Origin of the sequence: Streptomyces sp. CBMA29 (assembly GCF_014596445.1) — a bacterium.
Lineage (GTDB): Bacteria > Actinomycetota > Actinomycetes > Streptomycetales > Streptomycetaceae > Actinacidiphila.
In genome coordinates this window covers 55,727-76,519 of the sequence record NZ_MECL01000007.1, presented here as the reverse complement: position 1 = coordinate 76,519, position 20,793 = coordinate 55,727, and the positions used below count along the sequence as shown (strand labels likewise).

General features: G+C 72.6%; 18 protein-coding genes. 3 read left to right on the top strand and 15 right to left on the bottom strand.

What is annotated here, in order from left to right; all coding sequences use genetic code 11:
* Positions 1-223 precede the first annotated feature (223 nt).
* The 8 genes from BGM09_RS01695 to BGM09_RS01660 form a co-directional block, all read right to left on the bottom strand.
* Positions 224-1,267: a LacI family DNA-binding transcriptional regulator gene (locus tag BGM09_RS01695; protein WP_317452485.1), complete on the bottom strand. Its 1,044-nt coding sequence runs from the start codon at positions 1,265-1,267 to the stop codon at positions 224-226.
* Positions 1,264-1,515 carry a hypothetical protein gene (locus BGM09_RS38720; RefSeq protein ID WP_188279527.1) on the bottom strand — a complete coding sequence of 84 codons (252 nt, stop codon included), beginning with the start codon at positions 1,513-1,515 and terminating at the stop codon, positions 1,264-1,266. Before BGM09_RS38720 ends, BGM09_RS01695 begins: the two co-directional genes overlap by 4 nt.
* 298 nt (positions 1,516-1,813) lie before the next feature.
* Positions 1,814-2,791, bottom strand: coding sequence for an acetylxylan esterase (locus BGM09_RS01685; RefSeq protein ID WP_188279526.1), 978 nt, complete (start codon positions 2,789-2,791; stop codon positions 1,814-1,816).
* Positions 2,792-3,015: 224 nt separating this feature from the next.
* Positions 3,016-3,288 carry a hypothetical protein gene (locus BGM09_RS01680; protein ID WP_188279525.1) on the bottom strand — a complete coding sequence of 91 codons (273 nt, stop codon included), beginning with the start codon at positions 3,286-3,288 and terminating at the stop codon, positions 3,016-3,018.
* 176 nt (positions 3,289-3,464) lie between these two features.
* Complete coding sequence (gene gap / locus BGM09_RS01675) at positions 3,465-4,463, bottom strand: type I glyceraldehyde-3-phosphate dehydrogenase (protein ID WP_188279524.1); 999 nt, start codon at positions 4,461-4,463, stop codon at positions 3,465-3,467.
* A gap of 217 nt (positions 4,464-4,680) precedes the next feature.
* On the bottom strand, positions 4,681-5,631 hold the full coding sequence (locus tag BGM09_RS01670) for a GlxA family transcriptional regulator (protein WP_188279523.1): 951 nt from the start codon (positions 5,629-5,631) through the stop codon (positions 4,681-4,683).
* A gap of 217 nt (positions 5,632-5,848) precedes the next feature.
* Positions 5,849-6,808 (bottom strand): NAD(P)H-dependent flavin oxidoreductase, encoded by a 960-nt coding sequence (locus tag BGM09_RS01665; protein ID WP_188279522.1) that lies wholly within the window; start codon positions 6,806-6,808, stop codon positions 5,849-5,851.
* 45 nt (positions 6,809-6,853) lie between these two features.
* On the bottom strand, positions 6,854-7,069 hold the full coding sequence (locus BGM09_RS01660) for a hypothetical protein (protein ID WP_188279521.1): 216 nt from the start codon (positions 7,067-7,069) through the stop codon (positions 6,854-6,856).
* A gap of 233 nt (positions 7,070-7,302) precedes the next feature.
* Between BGM09_RS01660 and BGM09_RS01655 the strand changes: the two genes are divergently transcribed.
* The 3 genes from BGM09_RS01655 to BGM09_RS01645 all read left to right on the top strand — a co-directional run bounded on the left by BGM09_RS01655 (position 7,303) and on the right by BGM09_RS01645 (position 10,127).
* Positions 7,303-7,938, top strand: a complete 636-nt coding sequence (locus BGM09_RS01655; protein WP_188279520.1) for a TetR family transcriptional regulator — start codon at positions 7,303-7,305, stop codon at positions 7,936-7,938.
* Positions 7,939-8,058: 120 nt separating this feature from the next.
* Positions 8,059-9,777: an FAD-dependent monooxygenase gene (locus BGM09_RS01650; RefSeq protein WP_223186158.1), complete on the top strand. Its 1,719-nt coding sequence runs from the start codon at positions 8,059-8,061 to the stop codon at positions 9,775-9,777.
* Between the two features lie 98 nt (positions 9,778-9,875).
* Positions 9,876-10,127 (top strand): DUF6191 domain-containing protein, encoded by a 252-nt coding sequence (locus BGM09_RS01645; RefSeq protein ID WP_188279519.1) that lies wholly within the window; start codon positions 9,876-9,878, stop codon positions 10,125-10,127.
* Positions 10,128-10,273: 146 nt separating this feature from the next.
* Here the strand turns inward: BGM09_RS01645 and BGM09_RS01640 are convergent, their stop codons facing one another.
* The 7 genes from BGM09_RS01640 to BGM09_RS01610 all read right to left on the bottom strand — a co-directional run bounded on the left by BGM09_RS01640 (position 10,274) and on the right by BGM09_RS01610 (position 20,570).
* Complete coding sequence (locus tag BGM09_RS01640; protein WP_188279518.1) at positions 10,274-10,951, bottom strand: hypothetical protein; 678 nt, start codon at positions 10,949-10,951, stop codon at positions 10,274-10,276.
* The gene (locus BGM09_RS01635) at positions 10,948-12,663 is read right to left on the bottom strand and encodes a PHP domain-containing protein (protein ID WP_188279517.1); all 1,716 of its coding nucleotides are present in this window, start codon (positions 12,661-12,663) and stop codon (positions 10,948-10,950) included. The genes BGM09_RS01640 and BGM09_RS01635 overlap by 4 nt, the downstream gene beginning before the upstream one ends.
* Before the next feature lie 152 nt (positions 12,664-12,815).
* Positions 12,816-13,799, bottom strand: coding sequence for a tellurite resistance/C4-dicarboxylate transporter family protein (locus BGM09_RS01630; protein ID WP_223186157.1), 984 nt, complete (start codon positions 13,797-13,799; stop codon positions 12,816-12,818).
* Positions 13,789-14,514, bottom strand: a complete 726-nt coding sequence (narI, locus tag BGM09_RS01625; protein ID WP_188279516.1) for a respiratory nitrate reductase subunit gamma — start codon at positions 14,512-14,514, stop codon at positions 13,789-13,791. Before narI ends, BGM09_RS01630 begins: the two co-directional genes overlap by 11 nt.
* Positions 14,511-15,095: a nitrate reductase molybdenum cofactor assembly chaperone gene (gene narJ / locus BGM09_RS01620; RefSeq protein ID WP_223186165.1), complete on the bottom strand. Its 585-nt coding sequence runs from the start codon at positions 15,093-15,095 to the stop codon at positions 14,511-14,513. The genes narI and narJ overlap by 4 nt, the downstream gene beginning before the upstream one ends.
* 119 nt (positions 15,096-15,214) lie before the next feature.
* Complete coding sequence (gene narH / locus BGM09_RS01615) at positions 15,215-16,837, bottom strand: nitrate reductase subunit beta (RefSeq protein ID WP_223186156.1); 1,623 nt, start codon at positions 16,835-16,837, stop codon at positions 15,215-15,217.
* 1 nt (position 16,838) lies between these two features.
* Entirely contained in the window at positions 16,839-20,570 is a 3,732-nt protein-coding gene (locus tag BGM09_RS01610) for a nitrate reductase subunit alpha (protein ID WP_411158240.1), read from the bottom strand.
* Positions 20,571-20,793: the final 223 nt, after the last annotated feature.

Genomic DNA, 20,793 nt, shown 5'->3' with positions numbered 1-20,793 from the left:
TAGGCGCGGGTAGCGGACGGATGCCCGCGCCTGTGTGAATTCCGCTTAGCCGCTGGTGAGAGCCGCTGCCCGGCTTTGTCCGGCCCTGCTCGTACAACGGCCCTATGCGCCGTCTCGGCGTTATCGGCACGGTTGGCGAATACCACAATGCGGCCCGGACGGGCGGCGGGCATTCGGGCGCGCGGGCGGGCGTTCGGACGGTCTGCCGAGCAGTCGGTGACCGTCAGTGGCGGGGAGGAGCCAGGGTGGTGCCGGCGGCGATCGAGCAGGGGACGAGGAGGCTGTCGGCGCGGCGGCCGGGGTCGTCGAGCATCGCGATGAGCTGGTTCACGGCGGTCCGGCCGATCTCGACGCGCGGGATCTCCAGCGACACCCACCGGCCTTCCGGCTGCTCGGGCGCGCCTTCGAGCACGGCGACGGACAGGTAGTCCGGCACCCGCAGGCCGCGCTCGGCCAGCTTCGTCCGCAGCGTCTCGGCGAGCCGTACGCTCTCGGCGACGACGGCCGTCTCGGGTCCCGTGACCAGGTGGTCGAGCCACGCGTCGGACAGGCCGGTCTCGCCGCGGAAGCCGGGCGAGTCGTCGGTGAGACCGAATTCGCGGACGGCCCGTGCGTAACCCTCCCGGCGGTCGGTGTACGGCTCCATCTCCAGGGCCTCGCGCAGATAGCCGATTCTGCGGTGGCCGAGTGCGGCGAGCTTCTCCACGATGCCCGCCGCCGCGGTCTCGTAGTCGGGGATGACGCACGGGATCTCGGCGCCGGGCACCTCGCGGCGGCCGATGTGGATGAACGGGTAGCCCTCGTACCAGAGCCTGGCCAGTTCGCCGCGGTCGGTGGACACACCGAGCAGCACGCTGCCGTCGGCCAGGCGCAGCCGGTTGGTGCCGTCGCGGTAGATGTTTCGGCGGCCTCCGTCGCCGCTGCCGGTGGAGGTGAACAGCACCAGGTCGAAGCCGGTCTCCTCCGCGCGCTCCTCGATGCCCTGGAGGAATTCGAAGTAGAAGTCCTCGCGGGCGTGCGGGAAGACGGCCTCGAAGGTGTGCACCCCGAGCAGGTTGGTGCGCTTGTTGCGCATCGCGCGGGCGGCCGGGTTGGCGACGTACCCGAGTTCCCTGACCGCGTCGAAGACCCGCTTGCGGGTCTCCTCGGGGATCCTGGCGCGGACGGCGTCGCCGCTGATCACGCGGGAGACCGCCGACTGGGACACCCCGGCGAGACGGGCCACGTCGGCCTGGTTGGGGGCGCGGTCGCGGCGGCGGGCGGTCACGGTGTGCTCTCCTGTCGCAGGGGACTGTCCTTGTGCGTCACCGGCTCGCGCCGGGCCGGGCCGGTCCCCTGGCGGCGGCGCGCGGCTGCCGCGTGCGCGGTCCCGGCGAATCCGCCCGCCCGGCCCGGTCCTGACCCGGTCCGCGCGGGCGCGGCATGGCGCTCCACGGTGCGACGGGCTCGGCAGGCACGGCGGGCACGGCGCAGCGGATTCAACGAGCCGAGCGGGTCCGGAAAAATGAGCTGCACGTCAGCATGGTAGGCGCGGGCCGCCCGTCCGGCGCCGCGCACCGGCTGGATCTCGCCGCGGGCGTTCCGCTGGAAGAGGACCCGCCGTCCTGCCGCTGCCGGACTCGCCGACGACGACTGGCCGTCGCGCATCACGGCCCAGCGGCCATCCGATGTCCCGTCCGGTCCTCGTACCGAGGGCGCGTCAGCACCGCGTGCGGAACGTTTCCACGACGGCCCTACGCGGTCCCGGTCGGTCCTAGGCGGCCCTGGGCGACCCTGGGCGGCGGCCGTGGGCGGCCCTGGTGACCGGCGGCCGTTATCGCGGGTCGGCCTCCGCCAGGAACTCCCGCTGTGCCGCCCGCAGTCGGGCGTCCTCCTCGGCGGCGGCCGGGTAGTCGACGTGACCTGCCGTCAGGACGAACAGCTCCTTCGGGCCGCCCAGCGCGTTGTGCACGGCGAATTGTCCGGGCGGCGGCACCGCGGGGTCGAACACGGCGGCGCCGACGTGGACGGGGACGCGGACGCGGGTGGCGGCGACGGCCGCGTCGAAGTAGCCGAGCACTTCGGTGACTTCGGGGTGCCGGGCGTGGTGGGCGCGGACCGCCTCGCCGCTGCCCGTGCAGGGCAGGGTCAGCCGCAGCGGATGGTTGCCGAAGCTGGGCACGGTCAGCAGCCCGTGGTGGAACCGGTCGTCCCAGGGCAGCGCCAGGGCGCCGATCCCGCCGCCGAAACTGCCTCCCACCAGGGTGAGTTGGCGCGCCGCTCCCGGTACAAGCGCGAGCAGCGCGGAGGCCGCGCACCAGGTGTCGGCGACGCATCCGCCGTGCACGTAGGTCTCGCGCGAGGCGATGCCGTACACGACGTGTTCGGCCGCTGTCGCCGGAATCTCCGGGTCGAGGCTGCGCGTGGCCATTCCGCGCGCGCACGGCCAGATCGCGGCGGTGCCGGGCGGGGGCAGCGTCACATCGACGGCGTCCCTGCCGCCGTAGCCGTGCAGGACGACCATGCCGTGCGTGACGTGCCCGTCGGCGGGCAGCGTCAGCCAGCCGCCCACGCGGAAGCCGCCGACCGAGGTGTACGACACCGCGTGGACGCGTACGCCGTCCCGCTCCTCCTCCAGCGCTCCCACCCGCGGCGCGGTGTCGACCGCCAGCGCCTTGGCGTACGCGCCCTGCCAGAAGTCGCCGAAGTCGGCCGGCGCCTCGGGGCTACCGACCTGGAGCAGCCGGTCCAGGTCGTATCCGTACGTCGGGTCGAACGGGAAGTCGTGGGTCTCGATGGCCTCGGCCGTCACGGGCGGGGGTTCCTCTCGTCGGTCGTTCCGCCCGGTGCCGGAAGGCCCGGCGGGGGGCGGCGAATGCGCTGTCGGCGGCTGGACGAGACGTGGCGGCTTCTCGATCGTCCCGATCGCGCCGCGTCCGGGTCGAGTCCGGGTCGAGCCCGGGTCGAGCCCGGCGGCAGCCGCCGTTCACCGTCCTGGGCCGCCGGTGAGGCCCGGTACGGTTCCCGACGACCATGCTAGCGAGTGGTGTTCTCGCAGGTCACGGCCGGGCCCCTGATCCGGTACGCGTACCGCGTCTGCTGCGCCTCGGCGTTCGCGGTGGCGGTGCCGGCACCGGCACTGCCACGCCGCGCCCGCGGCATCACGTGATCCAGATCCGGCCACTCCCGAAACCTGCCCTCGGAGGCACGCTGACTGTCGAACCCGCCTTCACCGCCGACCGCGACGAACTGGACCGGATCATCGCCGCGGACTCGCTCGGTCTCGGTGTAGGCGTCGGGAACATCCACAGCGGACCGCCCGTGTCGAGGGCGTCGAGCACGGCGGATTCGTCGGGTTCCTCCGGCCGCGGACCACGCCCGCCGCCGCACCGGCCTGGCCACCGCCGTCTCTCACGCCTTCCGGCCCTGACGGACGGCTCGCCTTGACCGACGCCGAGCGGCGGTGGCCCGAGGCCGGGTGTCGGTCAGGAGTGGGCGAGGAGTTCGAGGGTGTCGATGACGCGGTTGGAGAAGCCCCATTCGTTGTCGTACCAGGCGACGACCTTGACGTGCTTGCCGTCGACGCGGGTGAGGGCGGAGTCGAAGATCGAGGAGGCGGGGCGGCCGGTGATGTCGCTGGAGACCAGGGGCTTGTCGGTGTATTCGAGGACGCCCTTGAGGGGGCCGTCGGCGGCGGCGCGATAGGCGGCGAGCACTTCGTCGCGGGTGACCTCGCGCGCGACGGTGGTGTTCAGCTCCACGATCGAGCCGACCGGGACCGGTACGCGGATGGAGTCGCCGGACAGCTTCCCGTCGAGGCCGGGCAGCACGCGGCCGATGGCCTTGGCGGCGCCGGTCGTGGTGGGGACGATGTTGACCCCGGCGGCGCGGGCCCGGCGCAGGTCGCGGTGCGGGCCGTCCTGGAGGTTCTGCTCCTGGGTGTAGGCGTGCACGGTGGTCATGAAGCCGTGCTCGATGCCGGCCAGGTCGTCCAGGACGGCGGCGAGCGGGGCCAGCGCGTTGGTGGTGCACGAGGCGTTCGAGACGATCACGTGCGAGGCGGGGTCGTAGTCGTCGGTGTTGACGCCGTACGCGAGCGTGACGTCGGCGCCGTCCGAGGGGGCGCTGACCAGGACGCGCTTGGCACCTGCGCGGATGTGGGCACGGGCGGCGTCCGCAGAGGTGAAGCGGCCGGTGGACTCCAGCACGATCTCGACGCCCAGCTCGGCCCACGGCAGCTTCTCGGGCTCGCGCTCGGCGAGCACCTTGATACGGCGGCCGTCGACCACCAGGTCGGTCCCGTCCACCTCGACGGAGGCGTCGAGGCGGCCGAGCGTGCTGTCGAACTCGAGCAGGTGGGCCAGCGCCTCGGGCGCGGTCAGGTCGTTGACGGCGACCACTTCGAGGTCGGTGTCGCGGGCGAGCAGGGCGCGGAGGGTGTTGCGACCGATACGGCCGAATCCGTTGACGGCGATGCGGGTCATGAGAGGGCTCCTTTCGTTACGTCTCCCATGGTCGGCAACCGCACGCCGGCCCGACAGTGGCTCGAATGACAGTGCCCGCAAGGATCTCGCCAGCCGGTCGTGACGGCGCGAGCGGCCCGGAACCGACCCGCCTCAGGTCCGGCGGCTCCGTACCGCTCCGGCCCTCGAAGCTCCGGCCCGGAAAGGCTCAGGCCGAAGACCCACACGGCGAGCACCCTCACGGCGAGAACGTGTGCCGGTACTCCGTCGGCGACGTGCCGAGAATCCGCTGGAAGTGCAGGCGCAGATTGGCGCCCGTGCCGAGCCCGACCCGGTCGGCGATCTGCTCCACGCCCAGGTCGGTGCGTTCCAGCAGCTCACGGGCCAGGTCTACGCGCGCCCGCAGCACCCACTGCATCGGCGTGTACCCGGTGTCCTGCACGAACCGCCGCGAGAAGGTCCGCGCCGAGACCCGCGCGTTGCGGGCCAGCTCCTCCAGCGTCAGCGGCTCGGCGAGGCGCGCCAGCACCCACTCCCGCGTGCTCGCGAAGACGTCGCCGAGCGGTTCCGGCACGCTCCGGGGCACGTACTGCGCCTGTCCCCCGCTGCGGTACGGCGCCGCGACCAGGCGTCTCGCCACGTGGTTGGAGAGTCCCACTCCGTGGTCACGCCGCACCAGGTGCAGGCACATGTCGATGCCGGAGGCCGCCCCCGCCGAGGTGAGCACGTCGCCCTCGTCCACGAACAGCACGTTCTCGTCCACCCGCACCAGCGGATGCCGGGTGGCCAGCGCCTTCGTGTAGTGCCAGTGCGTCGTCGCCCGCTTCCCGTCGAGCAGGCCGGTCGCCGCCAGCGCGAAGGCCCCCGTCGAGATCGCCGCGAGGCGCGTACCCCGCTCGTGGGCCGCCATGAGCGCGCTGACGACCGCCACCGGAGGCTCCGTGGTCGCGGGTTCGCGGTAGCCGGGGATGAAGATGGTGTCGGCGTGCTCGACCGCGTCGAGTCCCTCGGCCACGTGGTAGGAGAGGCCGTCACCGCCGGTCACGAGTCCTGGCGCGGCCCCGCACACCCGTACCTCGTACGGCATGCTCGGCCGGTTCGAGAACACCTGCGCGGGGATGCCGACGTCGAGCGGCTTCGCACCATCCAGTACGAGCACGGCGACGTGGTGCCGCATCCGGCTGCTCATCAGCTCTCCTCCGGTCGCTCAGGTCGCTCCGGTCGCTCCGGTGACTGCGCGCGCCTCGCGGCCTGCCACGGATGTCCGTCCGGGGCGTCGGTGGCCGCGATGGCACCTACCGCAAGCATCCTGCCAGCCGACGGCGTACGCCTGTCCGCGCCCGCGCCCGCTCCCGTACGGGCGGACGTCGGGGACGTCGGGGACGTCGGCCCGCGCGACGACGAGGTCAGCGCCGTACGGCCCGCGCCAGCGCCTCCTCCGCCTGGACGGCGAGTACGGCGACGAGGTCGGCGGCCTGCGGGACGTTGTGGACGAGGTCGACGGCCTCCCCCGCCCACACCGGAAGCGCCGGCACTTCGCCGCGTGCCACATCGGCCTGGTACTCCTGCCGTACGTGCGGGTCGGCGGCCAGTTCCGCCTCCCGGCCGCGCCAGCGGTCCAGGTAGGGGTGGCCGAGCGTACGAGCGGTGTACGCCCTCGGCCACCGGGAGCCGCGCGCGATGTCCAGGACGCTGTTGCGCTCGGTGTCCTCCCCGCTCCCGCCGACGATCGCCTCGGTGACCGAGGGCTCGACCCCGGCCTCGGCCGTCGCCTGGAAGCGGGTGCCGATGAGGGCACCGGCAGCGCCCAGCGCGAGCGCGGCGGCCACACCGCGGCCGTCGCCGATCCCACCGGCCGCGAGCACCGGCACCGGAGCCGCGAGATCGACCACCACCGGCACGAAAGGCAGCGTGGACCTGCCGTGGCGCGCGCCGTGCCCGCCGCTCTCGGTGCCCTGCGCCACGATGACGTCGGCCCCGAGGTCCAGCGCCCGCCGGGCCTCCTCCAGATCGGTGACCTGCACGATCAGCGGCACGCCCGCCTCCCGGACGCGTGCGGTCAAGGGCGCCGGGTCCCCGAAGGACAGCATCACCGCGGCGGGCCCGTGCTCCAGCGCCTGCTCGACGGCGCCGGCTTCGGCCGCCCAGCTCAGGAACCCGACTCCCCACGGCCGACCACACTCGGCCACCACCGGCAGCTCGCGGGCCAGCCACTCCCGGTCGCCGCTGCCGCCGCCGAGCAGTCCGAGGCCGCCGCCGCGCGACACGGCCGCCGCCAGCGCGCCGCCGGCGCAGCCGCCCATCGGTGCCAGCGCGATCGGGTGCCGCACACCGAACATCTCCGTGAACGCCGTCGCCAAAGTCATGCGCTCCATCATGGCCCCGGACGGGTCCGGGACGCGTGATCCCCGTCAGCGCGGCGGGAGTTGGTCGTAGGCCCTGAAGGTGTGGTACGCGCTCAGCCGCATCGCGTCGCCAGTGGCGGCGGGAAGTCCAAGGCGGTTGTCGACGGGGCGGTCGAGGGGGCCGCAGCCGGTGGCGCAACCGTGCGGCAGCAGGGGGCTGAGGGCGCGGAAGCGCCGGTCGCCGCGGACAAGGCTGCGGCGTTTGCTGATGGCGGATCGCATGGCTGTCACAGCCTGCCGTCGCGCACGGCGGTGCGGCCTTGGGGAGGCCCCTTGCCGTACCCGGAGAGGGCCCTGACGCGGCGTCAGGAAAGCAGCCCTCAGGCGCGACCCGAGGGCGGGAGGCACCGACACGGCCGTGCGCGGCCCCCGGAAGTGTCGCCGACTACCCCTTCAAGAAACTTGCCGCTACGGCAATCTTGCCATCACGGCAATATTTATCTACCGTCGTAGCCATGACACAGGACGAAGACGCCGCCCGCCTCGGCCTGCGGGAGCGCAAGAAGCGGGAGACGCGTGTCGCGCTGAGCCAGGCCACGATCCGGCTGTGCGTCCAGCGCGGCTGGGACGACGTCACCGTGGAGGACATCGCCGCCGCGGCCAACGTGTCCGTGCGCACCTTCCGCAACTACTTCTCCGGCAAGGCCGAGGCCATCGCCGCCAGCCATCTGGAGCGGATGCGCCGCGTCGCCGACGAACTGCGCGCGCGACCGGCCGACGAGCCCTTGTGGGAGTCGGTCGCGCACGCCGTGGAGGGCCAGTTCGCGCCGAAGGCCGGTCCGGGGCAGGGCTCGTCCGAGGACCGGCGGCGCTGGACGGACGGCGTGCGGCTGATGCTCGCGGAACCGGCCCTGCACGGCGAGATCGTCAAGGCGAACGCCGCCGCGCAGGAGGAGCTGGCCAGGGCAGTCGGCGAGCGCACCGGCACCGACGTCGCCCGCGATGTGTATCCCAAACTGGTCGCCGCGGTGGTCGGGGCGGGCAGCGCCGTGGCCGTCGAGCACTCCCTGAGCGCCGATCCGCCCGTGTCGCTCGCCGCGGTCCTGCGCGAGACGTTCGACGGGATCGTCGCGGGCCTACCCGCTCCCTGATCCGCCCGTGCCATAGGTGAGTTGACCCGGTCGGCCGCCGGGTCTATCCGGCCTGCCCTCATACGGCGCTCCCTCTTTTCCTTTCTTCCGTTCACGCAACGAGTCACTGAGGAGGACCAGTTGGTCACCACGGATGTCGTCATCGTCGGAGGCGGCCCGAACGGGCTGATGCTGGCGTGCGAGTTGGCCCTGGCCGGGGTACGGCCGACCGTGTTGGAGAGCCTGTCGGCGCCGAGCGAGGAGCCCAAGGCGAACGGGCTGGTCGGCCAGGTCGTACGGCTGGTCGACCGGCGGGGGCTGTACGAGGACATGAGCGGGATGCCGGGGCCGCCGCGCCCGAACTCCGCCTACTTCATGTTCGCCGCCCTGCCGCTGGACCTGAGCCTGCTGCCGGACAGCCCGGTGTACGGCGTCGCGGCGCCACAGCGGCACATCGTCGAGATCCTGGAGAAGCGGGCCGGCGAACTCGGCGTGGAGATCCGTCGCGGCCACCGGGTCACCGCCCTGGCCCAGGAATCACAGGACCCGCACCACCCGCGGGAGCCGTCGGACCCTGAAGCGGACGCACCGGGCGACGCCGTCACCGTGGACGTCACGGGACCGGACGGCGCGTATCGGCTGCGCGCCCGTTACGTCGTCGGCGCGGACGGCGCGCACAGCGTCACCCGCAAGCTGTCGGGTATCGGCTTCCCCGGTGTGAGTGAGGACCGCAGGACCAATCGGTCGGCGCACGCGACCGTACCGGCGCATTGGGTCGACCCCGCGACCGGCGCCCTCGATGTGCCCGGTTACGGCGCCGTCCGGCCGTTCCTGCCGCTCCGCACCGAGCGCGGCGGATTCTCGTACGCGCCGTTCCCCGGCCGCCCGGCGCTGGTCAGCACCACGGAGTGGGACCAGCCGGAGACCGGGGCGCCGATGAGCCTCGAAGAACTCGGCGCGAGCGTCCGGCGTGTGCTGGGCGCCGATCTGCCGCTGAACCCGCCGACCGGCGAAGGGCCGTACGTCCTCAGGCGGTTGACCGGGGGCAACACGCGGGTGGCCGAGCGCTTCCGGGACCGGCGGGTGTTCCTCGTCGGCGACGCCGCCCACATCTACACCGCGGGCGGCGGCCCCGGCCTGAACCTCGGCCTCCAGGACGCGGTCAACCTCGGCTGGAAACTGGCCGCCGCGATCCACGGCACCGCACCGGCCCACCTCCTCGACAGTTACGACGCCGAGCGGCGCGGGGCCGCCGGCCGTATGGTCGTCTACGCCCAGGCGCAGGCCGCGTTGACCGCGCCCGGTGACGACGTCACCGCGCTGCGTCAGCTCTTCACCGAGCTGCTCGCGCAGCCCGCGACCGTCCAGCACCTCGCCGACCTCACTGCGGGCACCGACGTCCGCTACGACATGGGCGGTCCCGAACCGCACCCGCTGGTGGGGCGGTTCGCGCCCGACCTGGACATCCCCACCCCGGACGGCACGGTCTCGCTGGCCGAACTGGCCAGATCGGCGCGGCCGTTGCTGCTCGACCTGACCGACGACGCGTCGGCCGGGGCGGCGCTCGGCCCTTGGATCGACCGCGTCACCGTCGTCACGGCGCACGCGCCGTCCCGGTCTCAGCAGCCGCCGTCGCAGCCGGACGACGCCCCCGCCACGACCGCCGTGCTGATCCGTCCCGACTCCTACGTGGCCTGGGCGTCGTCCGACCCGCGTCCCGGCGCGGCGGCCCTCGACGCGCTGCGGTCGGCCGCGCGGCACTGGTTCGGCGCCGGGGAAGCGGCCGGGCGTCCGGCCGGGGATCAGGCCGGGGGTCAGGCGGGGGGACAGGCGGGGGGCCAGGCCAGGGGCAGCGTCTAGCGAACCCCTCGTTGTCAAAAGCCGCCCTCACTCGTTCGGGGGACGCTCGGCGTAGCCTGAAGTGGTGCCGTGTCGAGCCGAGCCGAGAAGGAGCCGCGATGTTCAACTTCATGGATGAGCTCTTCGCGCCCGGCCGCAAGCACACGGAGGACGAGCGCAACCGCCTGGAGCTGTCCCGCGACGACGAGGGCAGCAGCGATCCGGCGCGCGGGGCGATAGACCTCGACTCCGGCTCGGTGGTCATCCGCCCGGCCCACGCCCACGTCACCGAGACGGCCCCGTCGGAGCCCGCCCCCGCCGGGGAACCGGCCGTGGACGCGGACCAGGAGCGGGGCGCCGACCAGGAGTAAGGCGCGGGCGCGCGTGAGGTACGGGCACACGTCATCCGCAGGTCACGAGCGGCCCGCGCGCCACGGCTGCTCGCAGTAGGGAGCGGTCCCGGGGCGGTCCCGGGGCGGTGCCGCCATCGTCGGAGCGGCCGGCGGCCGGTGCGGCTCTACGGGTGGTCGGCGCAGCAGGGAGTCGGGTTCGGCACCTCGAAGGGGGCCAGCGTGCCACCGGGCGCCGGGGTCAGGGCCAGCACGAGCCGCCCGTCGCGCCACTGCGGGCGTACGTGGTCGCGGGTCCGCACCGCGATGTGCGGATCGGGCCCGCCACCGTCCGTCGCGGGCGGCGCGCCGACCAGGACGACCTGGTCGATCGCGGTACGTGCGAGCAGGTCCGCGACCGTGACGGTGCCGGTCAGACCCTCGGCGCCCGGATAGAGCACCGCCCGGCCGCCGCTCCTGCGGGTGTGCTCCGCCGCCGCGGCGGTCGCCGAGTGCGCCTCTTCGGCCGGGCCGTGCGCATCAGCGCCGAGCGCGGCGCCCGCGCCGTCGAGTCCCGCATCGCCCGGTCCCGCGCCGCCCGGTCCCGCCGTGTCCTCGGGTGAGAGCCGGGCCAGCAGCCGGTCCCATGCCGCCGTCGCGGCCTCGGCGTCGGGCAGCGCGAAGGAGACGGCCGTACGCGGGCGGGCGGTGGAGCGTACGAGGTGCGTGCAGGCGACGGTGGCGGCCGGGAGGTCGAGCACGTCCGCGAGGTGCCGGATGAGGTGGTCGGCCTCGCGCAGATTCACCGACCCGGCGGCCACACCGATGACGGTGTGGCCGCCGGGCCCTTCGTGCGGGGTCGTCATGCGGGCAGGACCCACATCGGGTTGGAGTAGAACCACAGGTCCTTCCACGGGTCGGCGTCGCCGATCACGTCCATGGCGGGGCCGGCCGGGTCCACGGAGGCGCCGTTGACGCCGACGGCGGTGCGGTTGCCGTCGGTGCCGCGCAGCCGGACGTAGAGCGGCTTGTCGACCCGGCCCAGGGAGTAGGTCAGCCGGACCGTGCCGGTCGACTTGTCGACCTCGAAGGACTTCACGACCTTGGTGTTCGGCGCGGCGAGGGTGTCCTTGTCCCGCGCGGTGCCGGTCACATGGCCCTGGACGACGTCGACGCGGGCGAGCTTGGGGACGAACTGGGACCAGTTCGGGCCGCCCGCCAGGGCGACGGTGACGACCAGGTCGACCTTGCTGCCGCGGCGCACGTGCAGGACGCCGCCGAGCGTGACCGACCGGCTGCCGTCGCCGAGCCGCGCGTCGAGGCCGCTGATCAGACCGCCGTGGTCGACCCAGACACGTCCGGCGCGGATGCCGTCCATGACGGCCGCGTAGGAGAATCCGGCGGAGCCGACGTGCGTGCGGCTGTACTGGCCGGGCCAGAAGTCGGTGTCGGTGAGGTTGAGCGCGCCGCCGTAGACCGGGTCGTCGTACTTGCCGTTGGCGTTGAAGTCGCCGTTCGGGCCGCGCACCGAGTTGTCGGCGTAGACGTTGTGCGAGTCGGAGTTGGCGGTGATCCACCAGGGCTTGCCCTCGGCGAGGAGGCTGTCCCACAGGCCGCCGACGGTGGAGGTCATCCAGTCGAAGCCGCCCCAGGTGCGGTAGCTCTCCAGCGGGTAGCCGGGGAAGGAGTCGGCGCTCGGGCTGTTGTCGTAGATGCCGCGCCCCGACCCCGCGCCCTGCGGGGCGGGCAGGCCGCCCGCCTGGTGGCCGGGGGCGCCCTCCATGCCGACGGCGATCCCCGGCTGGGCGTCGCGCCAGGCGCGGATCTCGTGCGGGGAGTCGATGCCCTTGCGTGCCGGGTGGTTGGCCAGGAACAGCACGTCCTGGACCTTGCGCCGCCTGACCTGGTCGGCGAGGAAGTTCAGGCCGGAGATGGCCAGCGCCTCGTTGGCGGGCGTGCTGGCGCTCGCGCCCTTCACCGAACCGTCGAAGGAGTTCTCGAACTCCTTGAGGACCGCGACCTCGTTGCGGCCGGGGTGGACGAAGACGGTGCCGTGCTCGGCGGCCGGGATGTTCCACTCCAGACCCTGGAAGACCAGGGTGTCGGAGACCTTCGCGCGGGCCGCGACGATGTCCGGATTGACCTTCTCCACACCGATCTTGGCGTGCTGCTCGCTGCCGTGGTCGGTGATGACCATCCAGTCGAGGCCGTGCGCGTTGGCCTGCCGTACGTGGTCGATCACGCGGTACTTGGCGTCGCTGCTGTACTGGGTGTGGATGTGGTGGTCTCCCGCCAACCACAGCAGGCCGCCGGGGTGCGAACCGCCGGGGCCCGCGTGGCCGCCGGAGGAGTGCGCCGCCGCCTGGCCGGCTCCGGCCAGGACGCCCCCGGCCGCGAGTCCCGCGCCCAGCAGGCCCGTTCGGCGCAGCATGGAGCGCCGCGAGAGCTGACTGGGCGTCAACTCCTCGTCCGGTACCGAGGTGTCGAGGGCGGGAGGCAGCGAACCGCCGTCGGTGTGACCGCCGTGCGCGTGATCGTGGGGCCCGTGCTGGTGACCGTGGCTGTGGCCGTGGCTCATATTCAGCTCCCGCTGACGACAGGATGTACGCGTAGGACGCGGCGAGTCTGGGCAGCGCGGGTGAACGGCGGGAGGCCCCGTGGGGTGGCAAAGGCGAAGTAAAGCGTAAGCAAAGGCCCACGGCGTGCGCGTCGCGTCGTGAGGAACCCCCCTCAGACCCGGGCGTCGGCGGCGGTACGGGCGAGGACGCGTCCGAGGCCGAGCAGCGTGAGCAGCCAGGCGGCGGCGGAGATCCACAGCAGTACGGTGCCGGGTCCGTGCAGTCCGGGCAGGTGCGCGGCGGCCGAGGTGGACAGGGCCGCCACCGCCGTCATGCCCAGCGGGAAGACCGTCGACCAGCGGCGGATGTCGTAGCGCGGCCGGGGGCGGACGAATTCACAGACCACCAGGACCGCGTATCCGGCGAAGTCGAGGCCCAGCAGGATCAGGGTGGCGACCCGCAGCGCGCTGTGCGCACCGCCCGACCACAACGGGGAGGCGGTCAGTTTGGAACCGGCCAGCGCCGAGATCGCCAGCGCCCCCGCGGCGATCCACTGATCGCCCGCGCCGGTCAGCAGCTGCCGGAAGTCGAAGCGGATCAGCGCCTCGCCGTACAGCACGATTCCCAGGAGGAAGACGACGAGGGCGGCCCGGCCCAGCCAGTCGGGGCCGCCCGCCAGTTCGAGGGTGCCCGCGAGGACGGCGAGGCCCTGGGTGGCGACGCAGACCAGGAAGGCGGCGCCCGGCACCGGCCGTTTCCAGTGCCTCATGACCGACACCAGCAGCCAGGGCCATACGACGACGGCGACCGTCAGCAGTACGTATGCCGTGGTCCGGTAGCCCGACAGGGACAGCCGGGTGCCGAGCACGCAGGTCGCCGCGACGGCGGTGAGCGCCGGCGGGTTGGCCGACTGCGCCTGCCAACGCGCCCGGTCGCGCAGCAGCGTCACCGCGAAGGTCCCGGCCAGCCATACCCACACGGCCGCCGCGACGGCGAGCGTGATCGCGGAGAGCGTGGCGTAGCCGGTGAGGCGGAATCCCACCGAGATGATGCCGGTCGCCATGACGACGGCTCCGGCCGCCGGGGGGACGACGGGCCAGCCGGTGCCGGGCGCGTGCGGCGCGGGCCCCTTCCGCGTGGTCCGCTCAGTAGTCAACGCGTTCCCATCCGCGGCGCGGCGCGGCACCGGCCGGCTCCTCGGGGTCGCGGCTGCGGTAGACGATGTAGGGGCGGAAGAAGTACTGCACGGGCGCGCTGAACATGTGCACCAGGCGGGTGAAGGGGACCAGCGCGATGAGCACCATGCCGATCACCGCGTGGATCTCGTACGCCACCGGGACGCCGTCCCACAGGCCGGTCCTGGGGCGGAGCGTGAACAGGCTGCGGGCCCAGGGCGCGATGGTGGTGCGGTAGTCGTAGCCGCCGCTGAGGTCGGAGTGCATGAGTTTGGCGGTCAGGCCCATCACGATCGCGGCGAGCAGCACCACGTACATCAGCTTGTCGTTGCGGGTCGTGGCGCGGAAGACCGCGGCGTTGGTGCGACGGCGGTAGAGGAGCATGCCGATCCCGGCGACGGCGAGGAGCCCGGCGGCGCAGCCGCCGAACAGCGACAGCAGGTGGTAGGCGTGCTCCTTGATCCCGATGGCGTCGGTCCAGGACGCGGGGACGAACAGGCCCGTCAGATGGCCGACGAGGACGAAGAGGATGCCGTAGTGGAACACCGGCGAGGCGATGTTCAGCAGCCGCGACTCGTAGACCTCCGAGGAGCGCGTGGTCCAGCCGAACGCGTCGTAGCGGTGCCGCCAGACGAGTCCGGACACGAGCAGGACGAAGGCGACGTAGGGCAGGACGCCCCACAGGAAGGTGTTCATCGCTGGTCTCCGGTCAGGACGGGAAGCAGGCCGAGGTGCCCGTAGGCGGCGGCCTCCAGGCCGACCTCCTCGCGGGGCGGGCCGCCGCGGGCCAGCGCGTGGGCGGCGGCGCGGTCGGCGGGCGAGGCGCCGGGCAGGGTCGCGCAGACCGAGTCGAGGACCCGCGCGTACGGGGTGGCGCGTTCGGTGAGCGCGAGCCGCAACAGCTCCAGGGCGGGGCGGTGTTCGCGCAGCAGCGCGTCGGAGCCGGTGGCCGCGGCGAATTCCAGGACGGCGGGCAGGAAGTCCGGCAGGTCCTCGCCCGCGTGCTCCAGGCCGTGCGCGCGGTAGGCGTCCTTGAAGCGGAGCAGCGAGCGGCCGCGGCGCCGGGTGTCGCCGTCGGTCCACCAACTCAGGTGCAGGCTGTGCCGGTTGGTGAAGTCGAAGGTCTCGACGTAGTGGGCGGCCAGGGCCGCCGCGGACTCTCCCGCCGCGTACGCGGTGAAGTCCCGCAGAGGTACGGCGGCTTGGTGCCGTACCCCGTCGACCGCTCGGCGCAGCAGGGGCAGCGCGGTGCGGAAGTCGGCGTCGGGGTAGGCCAGGCAGTGGGCGGCGGCCTGGTGGAGGACGGCGGTGTCGGTGGCCGGCGACGGCTTGTCACTGGGGGCGGCGGCGGTTGTGGACGCGGCCCTCACGGGTTCGGTCTTCGCGTGTCCTGATCTCACGGCATCGGCTCTTCCTCGTCGGCGTTCTGCCTGCTGCGGGCGGCGTGGAAGCTCTCGATGGTGACCAGGGGCAGCGATGTCCGGCCGGAGTCGGCGCCGAAGGGGCCGTCCGCACCCATGCCGGGGCCGTCCTCGTAGTCGAGGCTGCAACCGTCGGGCAGCGCCGACTCCTCCAGCCGTCGCGCGTCGGCCTGGGCGGCGGTGGGGATGACGTACCGGTCCTCGTATTTGGCGACGGCCAGCAGATGGAACATCTCCTGGATCTGATCTCCCGTCATGCCGACCGCTTCGGCCGCCGAACCGTCCGGCGTACGGCCGAGGTTGATGTCGCGCATGTGGGAGCGCATCGCGGCCAGCTTGCCGAGCGACGCCTTGACGGGTGCGGTGTCACCCGCGGTGAACAGTTCGGCGAGGTACTCCAGCGGGATGCGCAGCGCGTCGATGGCGCCGAAGAGATTGCCCGCGTCCTCGCCGTCGTGGCCGCTGTCGCTGACGGCCTCGACGACGGGCGACAGCGGCGGGATGTACCAGACCATGGGCATGGTGCGGTACTCCGGGTGCAGCGGCAGCGCCACCTTGTAGGTGCTGATCAGGGCGTGCACCGGGGAGCGGCGGGCGGCCTCGATCCAGTCGTGGGCGATGCCGTCGCGCTCGGCGGCCCGCCGCACCTCGGGGTCCTCCGGGTCGAGGAAGAGACCCAACTGGGCCTCGTACAGGTCCTTGTCGTCCTTCACCGAGGCGGCGGCGGTGACCTTGTCCGCGTCGTAGAGGACCACCCCGAGATAGCGGAGGCGGCCGACGCAGGTCTCGGAGCAGACGGTGGGCAGGCCGACCTCGACGCGCGGGTAGCAGAAGGTGCACTTCTCGGCCTTGCCGGTGCGGTGGTTGAAGTAGATCTTCTTGTACGGGCAGCCGGTCACGCACTGCCGCCAGCCCCTGCACCGGTCCTGGTCGACCAGGACGATGCCGTCCTCGGCGCGCTTGTAGATCGCGCCGGACGGACAGGCCGCCGCGCAGGCCGGGTTGAGGCAGTGTTCGCAGATGCGCGGCAGGTAGAACATGAAGGTCTGCTCGAAGCTGAAGCGGATCCGCTCGCCGACCTCGGCGCGCATCTTCTCCACGTTGGGGTCGCGCGGGGCGAGCTCCGGGGCGCCGCCGAGGTCGTCGTCCCAGTTGGGCGACCATTCGATCTTCATGGGCTTGCCGGTGATGAGCGAGCGCGGTTCGGCCACCGGATAGTCCTCGCCCAGCGGGGCGTTGGTCAGATTGCGGTAGTCGTACGTCCAGGGCTCGTAGTAGTCCTTGATCACCGGCTGCACAGGGTTGGCGAAGATCGAGGCCATCTTGAACAGCCGCCCGCCCTGGCGGAGTTGGAGTCGGCCGCGCCGGTTGAGCTTCCAGCCGCCGCGCCATTTGTCCTGGTCCTCGAAGCGGCGCGGGTAGCCGAGTCCTGGCCGGGTCTCGACGTTGTTGAACCAGACGTATTCCATGCCGGAGCGGTTGGTCCAGGTCTGCTTGCAGGTGACGGAACAGGTGTGGCACCCGATGCACTTGTCGAGGTTCATCACCATGGCGATCTGCGCCATCACCCGGCCGGTTCCTGCTGTGCCACGGGGCATGTCAGTACTCCACCTTCTGCGAGCGGCGACGGATGACGGTGACCTCGTCCCGCTGATTGCCCGTGGGGCCGAGGTAGTTGAAGGCGAAGGAGAGCTGCGCGTAGCCGCCGATGAGGTGGGTCGGCTTGAGCAGGACGCGGGTCAGCGAGTTGTGGACACCGCCGCGGCGGCCGGTGGTCTCGGTCTTCGGGACGTTGACGGTACGCTCCTGCGCGTGGTGCATGTAGACGGTCCCGGCCGGCATGCGGTGGGAGACGATCGCCCGTGCCACGACGACGCCGTTGCGGTTGACGGCCTCGATCCAGTCGTTGTCCTTCACGCCGATGGCCGCGGCGTCCTCGACGGACATCCAGACGGCCTGACCGCCGCGGGACAGCGCCAGCATGAAGAGGTTGTCCTGGTACTCGGAGTGGATCGACCATTTGTTGTGCGGCGTCAGGTAGCGGACGGTCACGGCCTTCTGGCCGTCGGGGCCGATCACCGGTTCGCCGAAGAGCCGGTGCATGTCGAGCGGCGGCCGGTAGACGGGCAGCGCCTCGCCGAGTTCGTGCATCCAGTCGTGGTCCACGAAGAAGTGCTGACGCCCGGTCAGGGTGTGCCAGGGCTTGAGGTGTTCGGTGTTCTGCGTGAAGGGCGCGTAGCGTCGGCCGCCCGCCTCGCTGCCCGACCATTCCGGTGAGGTGATGACGGAGACCGGCGCGGCCTGGGTGTCGGCGTAGCTGATCCGCTTGCCCTCGTGCTCGGCGGCCAGGTGCGCCATGTCCTTGCCGGTGCGTTCCGCGAGGGTGCGGAAGCCCTGGGTGGCCAGCCGTCCGTTGGTGGTGCCCGACAGGGCGAGGATGGTGTTGGCCGCCTTGACCGCGGTGTCCATCGCCGGGCGGCCGTCGGCCGGGCCGCCGCGTACGACACCGTTGAGCGCCTTGAGGTCCTCGACCTCCTGGTCGGGGTGGAGCGCGATGCCCTTGACCGGCAGGCCCAGTTTCTCGGCGAGCGGGCCGAGGGCTGCCATCTTCGCGCCGATCGCGGTGTAGTCGCGCTCCACGACGGTCAGCGTCGGCAGGGTCTTGCCCGGGACGGGTTCGCAGTCGCCGCGCCGCCAGTCGGGCGCGACGCCGCCGGGCTGGGCGATCTCGCCGGGCGTGTCGTGCTGGAGCGCGGTGGCGACCAGGTCGTGCCGCGTGTCGAGATGGCCCTGGGCCAGTTCGCTGAACCGCCCGGCGACGGCGTGGAAGATGTCGTGGTCGGTGCGGGCCTGCCACGGCGGGTCGATCGCCGGGGCGAAGGCGTGTACGTACGGGTGCATGTCCGTGGACGACAGGTCGTGCTTCTCGTACCAGGTCGCGGCGGGCAGGACGACGTCGGAGAGCATCGTCGAGGACGTCATCCGGAAGTCCAGCGACAGCAGCAGGTCCAACTTGCCTTCCGGCGCGTGCTCGTGCCACCTCACATCGCGCGGGCGGACGTCCTCGGGGGCCTCCTCGGCGCGCAGGTCGGAGTGCGTGCCGAGCAGATGCTTGGTGAAGTATTCGGCGCCCTTGGCGGAGGAGCCAAGGAGATTGGCCCGCCACAGGGTCATCACACGCGGCCAGTTGGCGGGCGCGTCCGGGTCCTCGCAGGCGAAGTTCAGCCGCCCGGCCTTGAGTTCGTCCACGACATGCTGTTGCGGCTCCTTGCCGAGACCACGGGCCTCGTCGACCAGGTCCAGCGGATTGCGGTCGAAGGTCGGATACGACGGCATCCAGCCGGAGCGGGCCGACTGGGCGAGGAGGTCGACGCCGGTCATGCCCGCAAACCGGCCGTCGCCGAGCGGCGAGGCGAGGACGTCGGCGGCGAACCGGTCGTAACGCCACTGGTCGGTGTTGAGGAAGAAGTAGCCGGTGCCGATCATCTGGCGCTGCGGCCTGGCCCAGTCGCCCGCCGAGGCGACCGTGGACCAGCCGGTGAAGGGGCGGACCTTCTCCTGGCCGACGTAGTGCGCCCAGCCGCCGCCGTTGCGCCCCTGGCAGCCGGTCAGTTGGAGCAGCGCGAGGAAGGTCCGGTAGATCGTCTCGGAGTGGAACCAGTGGTTGGTGCCCGCGCCCATCAGGATCATGCAGCGGCCCCCGGACTCCTCGGCCGTCCGCGCGAACTCCCTCGCGATCTTCACGCACTTGGCGGCCGGGACCGAGGTGTGCGCCTCCTGCCAGGCCGGGGTGCCGGGTGTCTCCGCGTCGTCGTACGAGTCGGGCCACCGGCCCGGCAGCCCGTCGCGGCCGACCCCGTACTGCGCGAGCAGCAGGTCGTGGACGGTGGTCACCAGCGGTCCCTCCGGGCCGCCGAGCCGGGTCGCGGGCACACCGCGCCGTACGACATCGCCCCTGCCCTGCCCGTGAACGCCGCCCTCGGTGTCGAACCTCGGCAGCAGCACCTCGACGGGCGTCGCCACCTCGGCCCCGTACAGGGTGAGTCGGGGCCGGATGCCGTCCAGGTCGAGATTCCACTTGCCCTTGCCGGACTCCGTCCAGCGAAAGCCGAGCGAGCCGTTGGGGACGGCCGCGTGCCCGGTGGCCTCGTCCAGGACCACGGTCTTCCAGTCCGCGCCCTCGCCGGTGTCCCCCAGGTCGGCGGCGCGCAGGAACTTGGACGGTACGCGGGCCCCGTCCTTCTCGGTGAGGGTGACCAGGAACGGCAGGTCGGTGTACGTGCGGACGTAGTCGGTGAAGAACGGCACCTGCCGGTCGACGAAGAACTCCTTCAGCACGACATGGCCCATCGCGAAGGCGAGCGCGCCGTCGGTGCCGGGGTGCGGGTGCAGCCACTCGTCGGCGAATTTGACGTTGTCCGCGTAGTCGGGCGCCACCGCGACGACCTTCTGACCCCGGTAGCGGGCCTCGGCCATCCAGTGCGCGTCCGGCGTCCGCGTCACCGGGACGTTGGAGCCCCACATCATCAAATACGCCGCGTCCCACCAGTCGCCCGACTCCGGTACGTCCGTCTGGTCGCCGAAGACCTGCGGGGAGGCCACCGGCAGGTCGGCGTACCAGTCGTAGAAGGAGAGCATCGGCGCGCCGATCAGCGCGTGGAAGCGGGAGCCCGCCGCCTGGGAGACCATCGACATCGCGGGGATCGGCGAGAAACCGGCGATCCGGTCGGGTCCGTAGGTCTTGACGGTGTGCACATGCGCGGCGGCGACGATCTCGACGGCCTCGTCCCAGCCGGCGCGCACCAGGCCGCCCTTGCCGCGCGCCCGCTGGTAGCGGCTCCGCCGCTCGGGGTCGGCCTGGATGTCGGCCCAGGCGAGCACCGGGTCGCCGCCCGTGCGCCGCTTGGCCTCGCGGTACATCTCCAGCAGCACGCCCCTGACGTACGGGTAGCGCACGCGCGTCGGCGAGTAGGTGTACCAGGAGAAGGCGGCTCCGCGCGGGCAGCCGCGCGGCTCGTATTCGGGGCGGTCGGGGCCGACGGTCGGGTAGTCGGTGGCCTGGGTCTCCCAGGTGATGATGCCGTCCTTGACGTACACCTTCCAGCGGCACGAGCCGGTGCAGTTGACGCCGTGCGTGGAGTTGACGACCTTGTCGTGGCTCCATCGGTCCCGGTAGAAGGCGTCCCCTTCGCGGCCTCCGCTGATCTCGACGCTGTGCAGATCGTCGGCCGTTCTCCCCGGCCGGAAGTAGCGGCCGGTCCGTAGCAGCAGGGCTCCGGACTCGCTCGTCGACGGCTCCTGCATCACGGGCCTTCCGGCAGTGGCGGTCATGACATCTGAGCCACCATCAAAACCGGAGGTCCGGCCGGTGCCCCGGCGACGTGCGCACCGGCGGGGCGCAGGTACCCCGTTTGGCCCCCTCGGGGCGCGGGCCGCGAGCCGGTCGCCCGCATCGATCACGCCGGGCTCGCCGCGGCTCCAGGGCGGCGGGCGGCGGGCGGCGGGCGGCGGGCGGCGGGCGGCGGGCGGCGGCCCATGCGACACGGAAGACGCC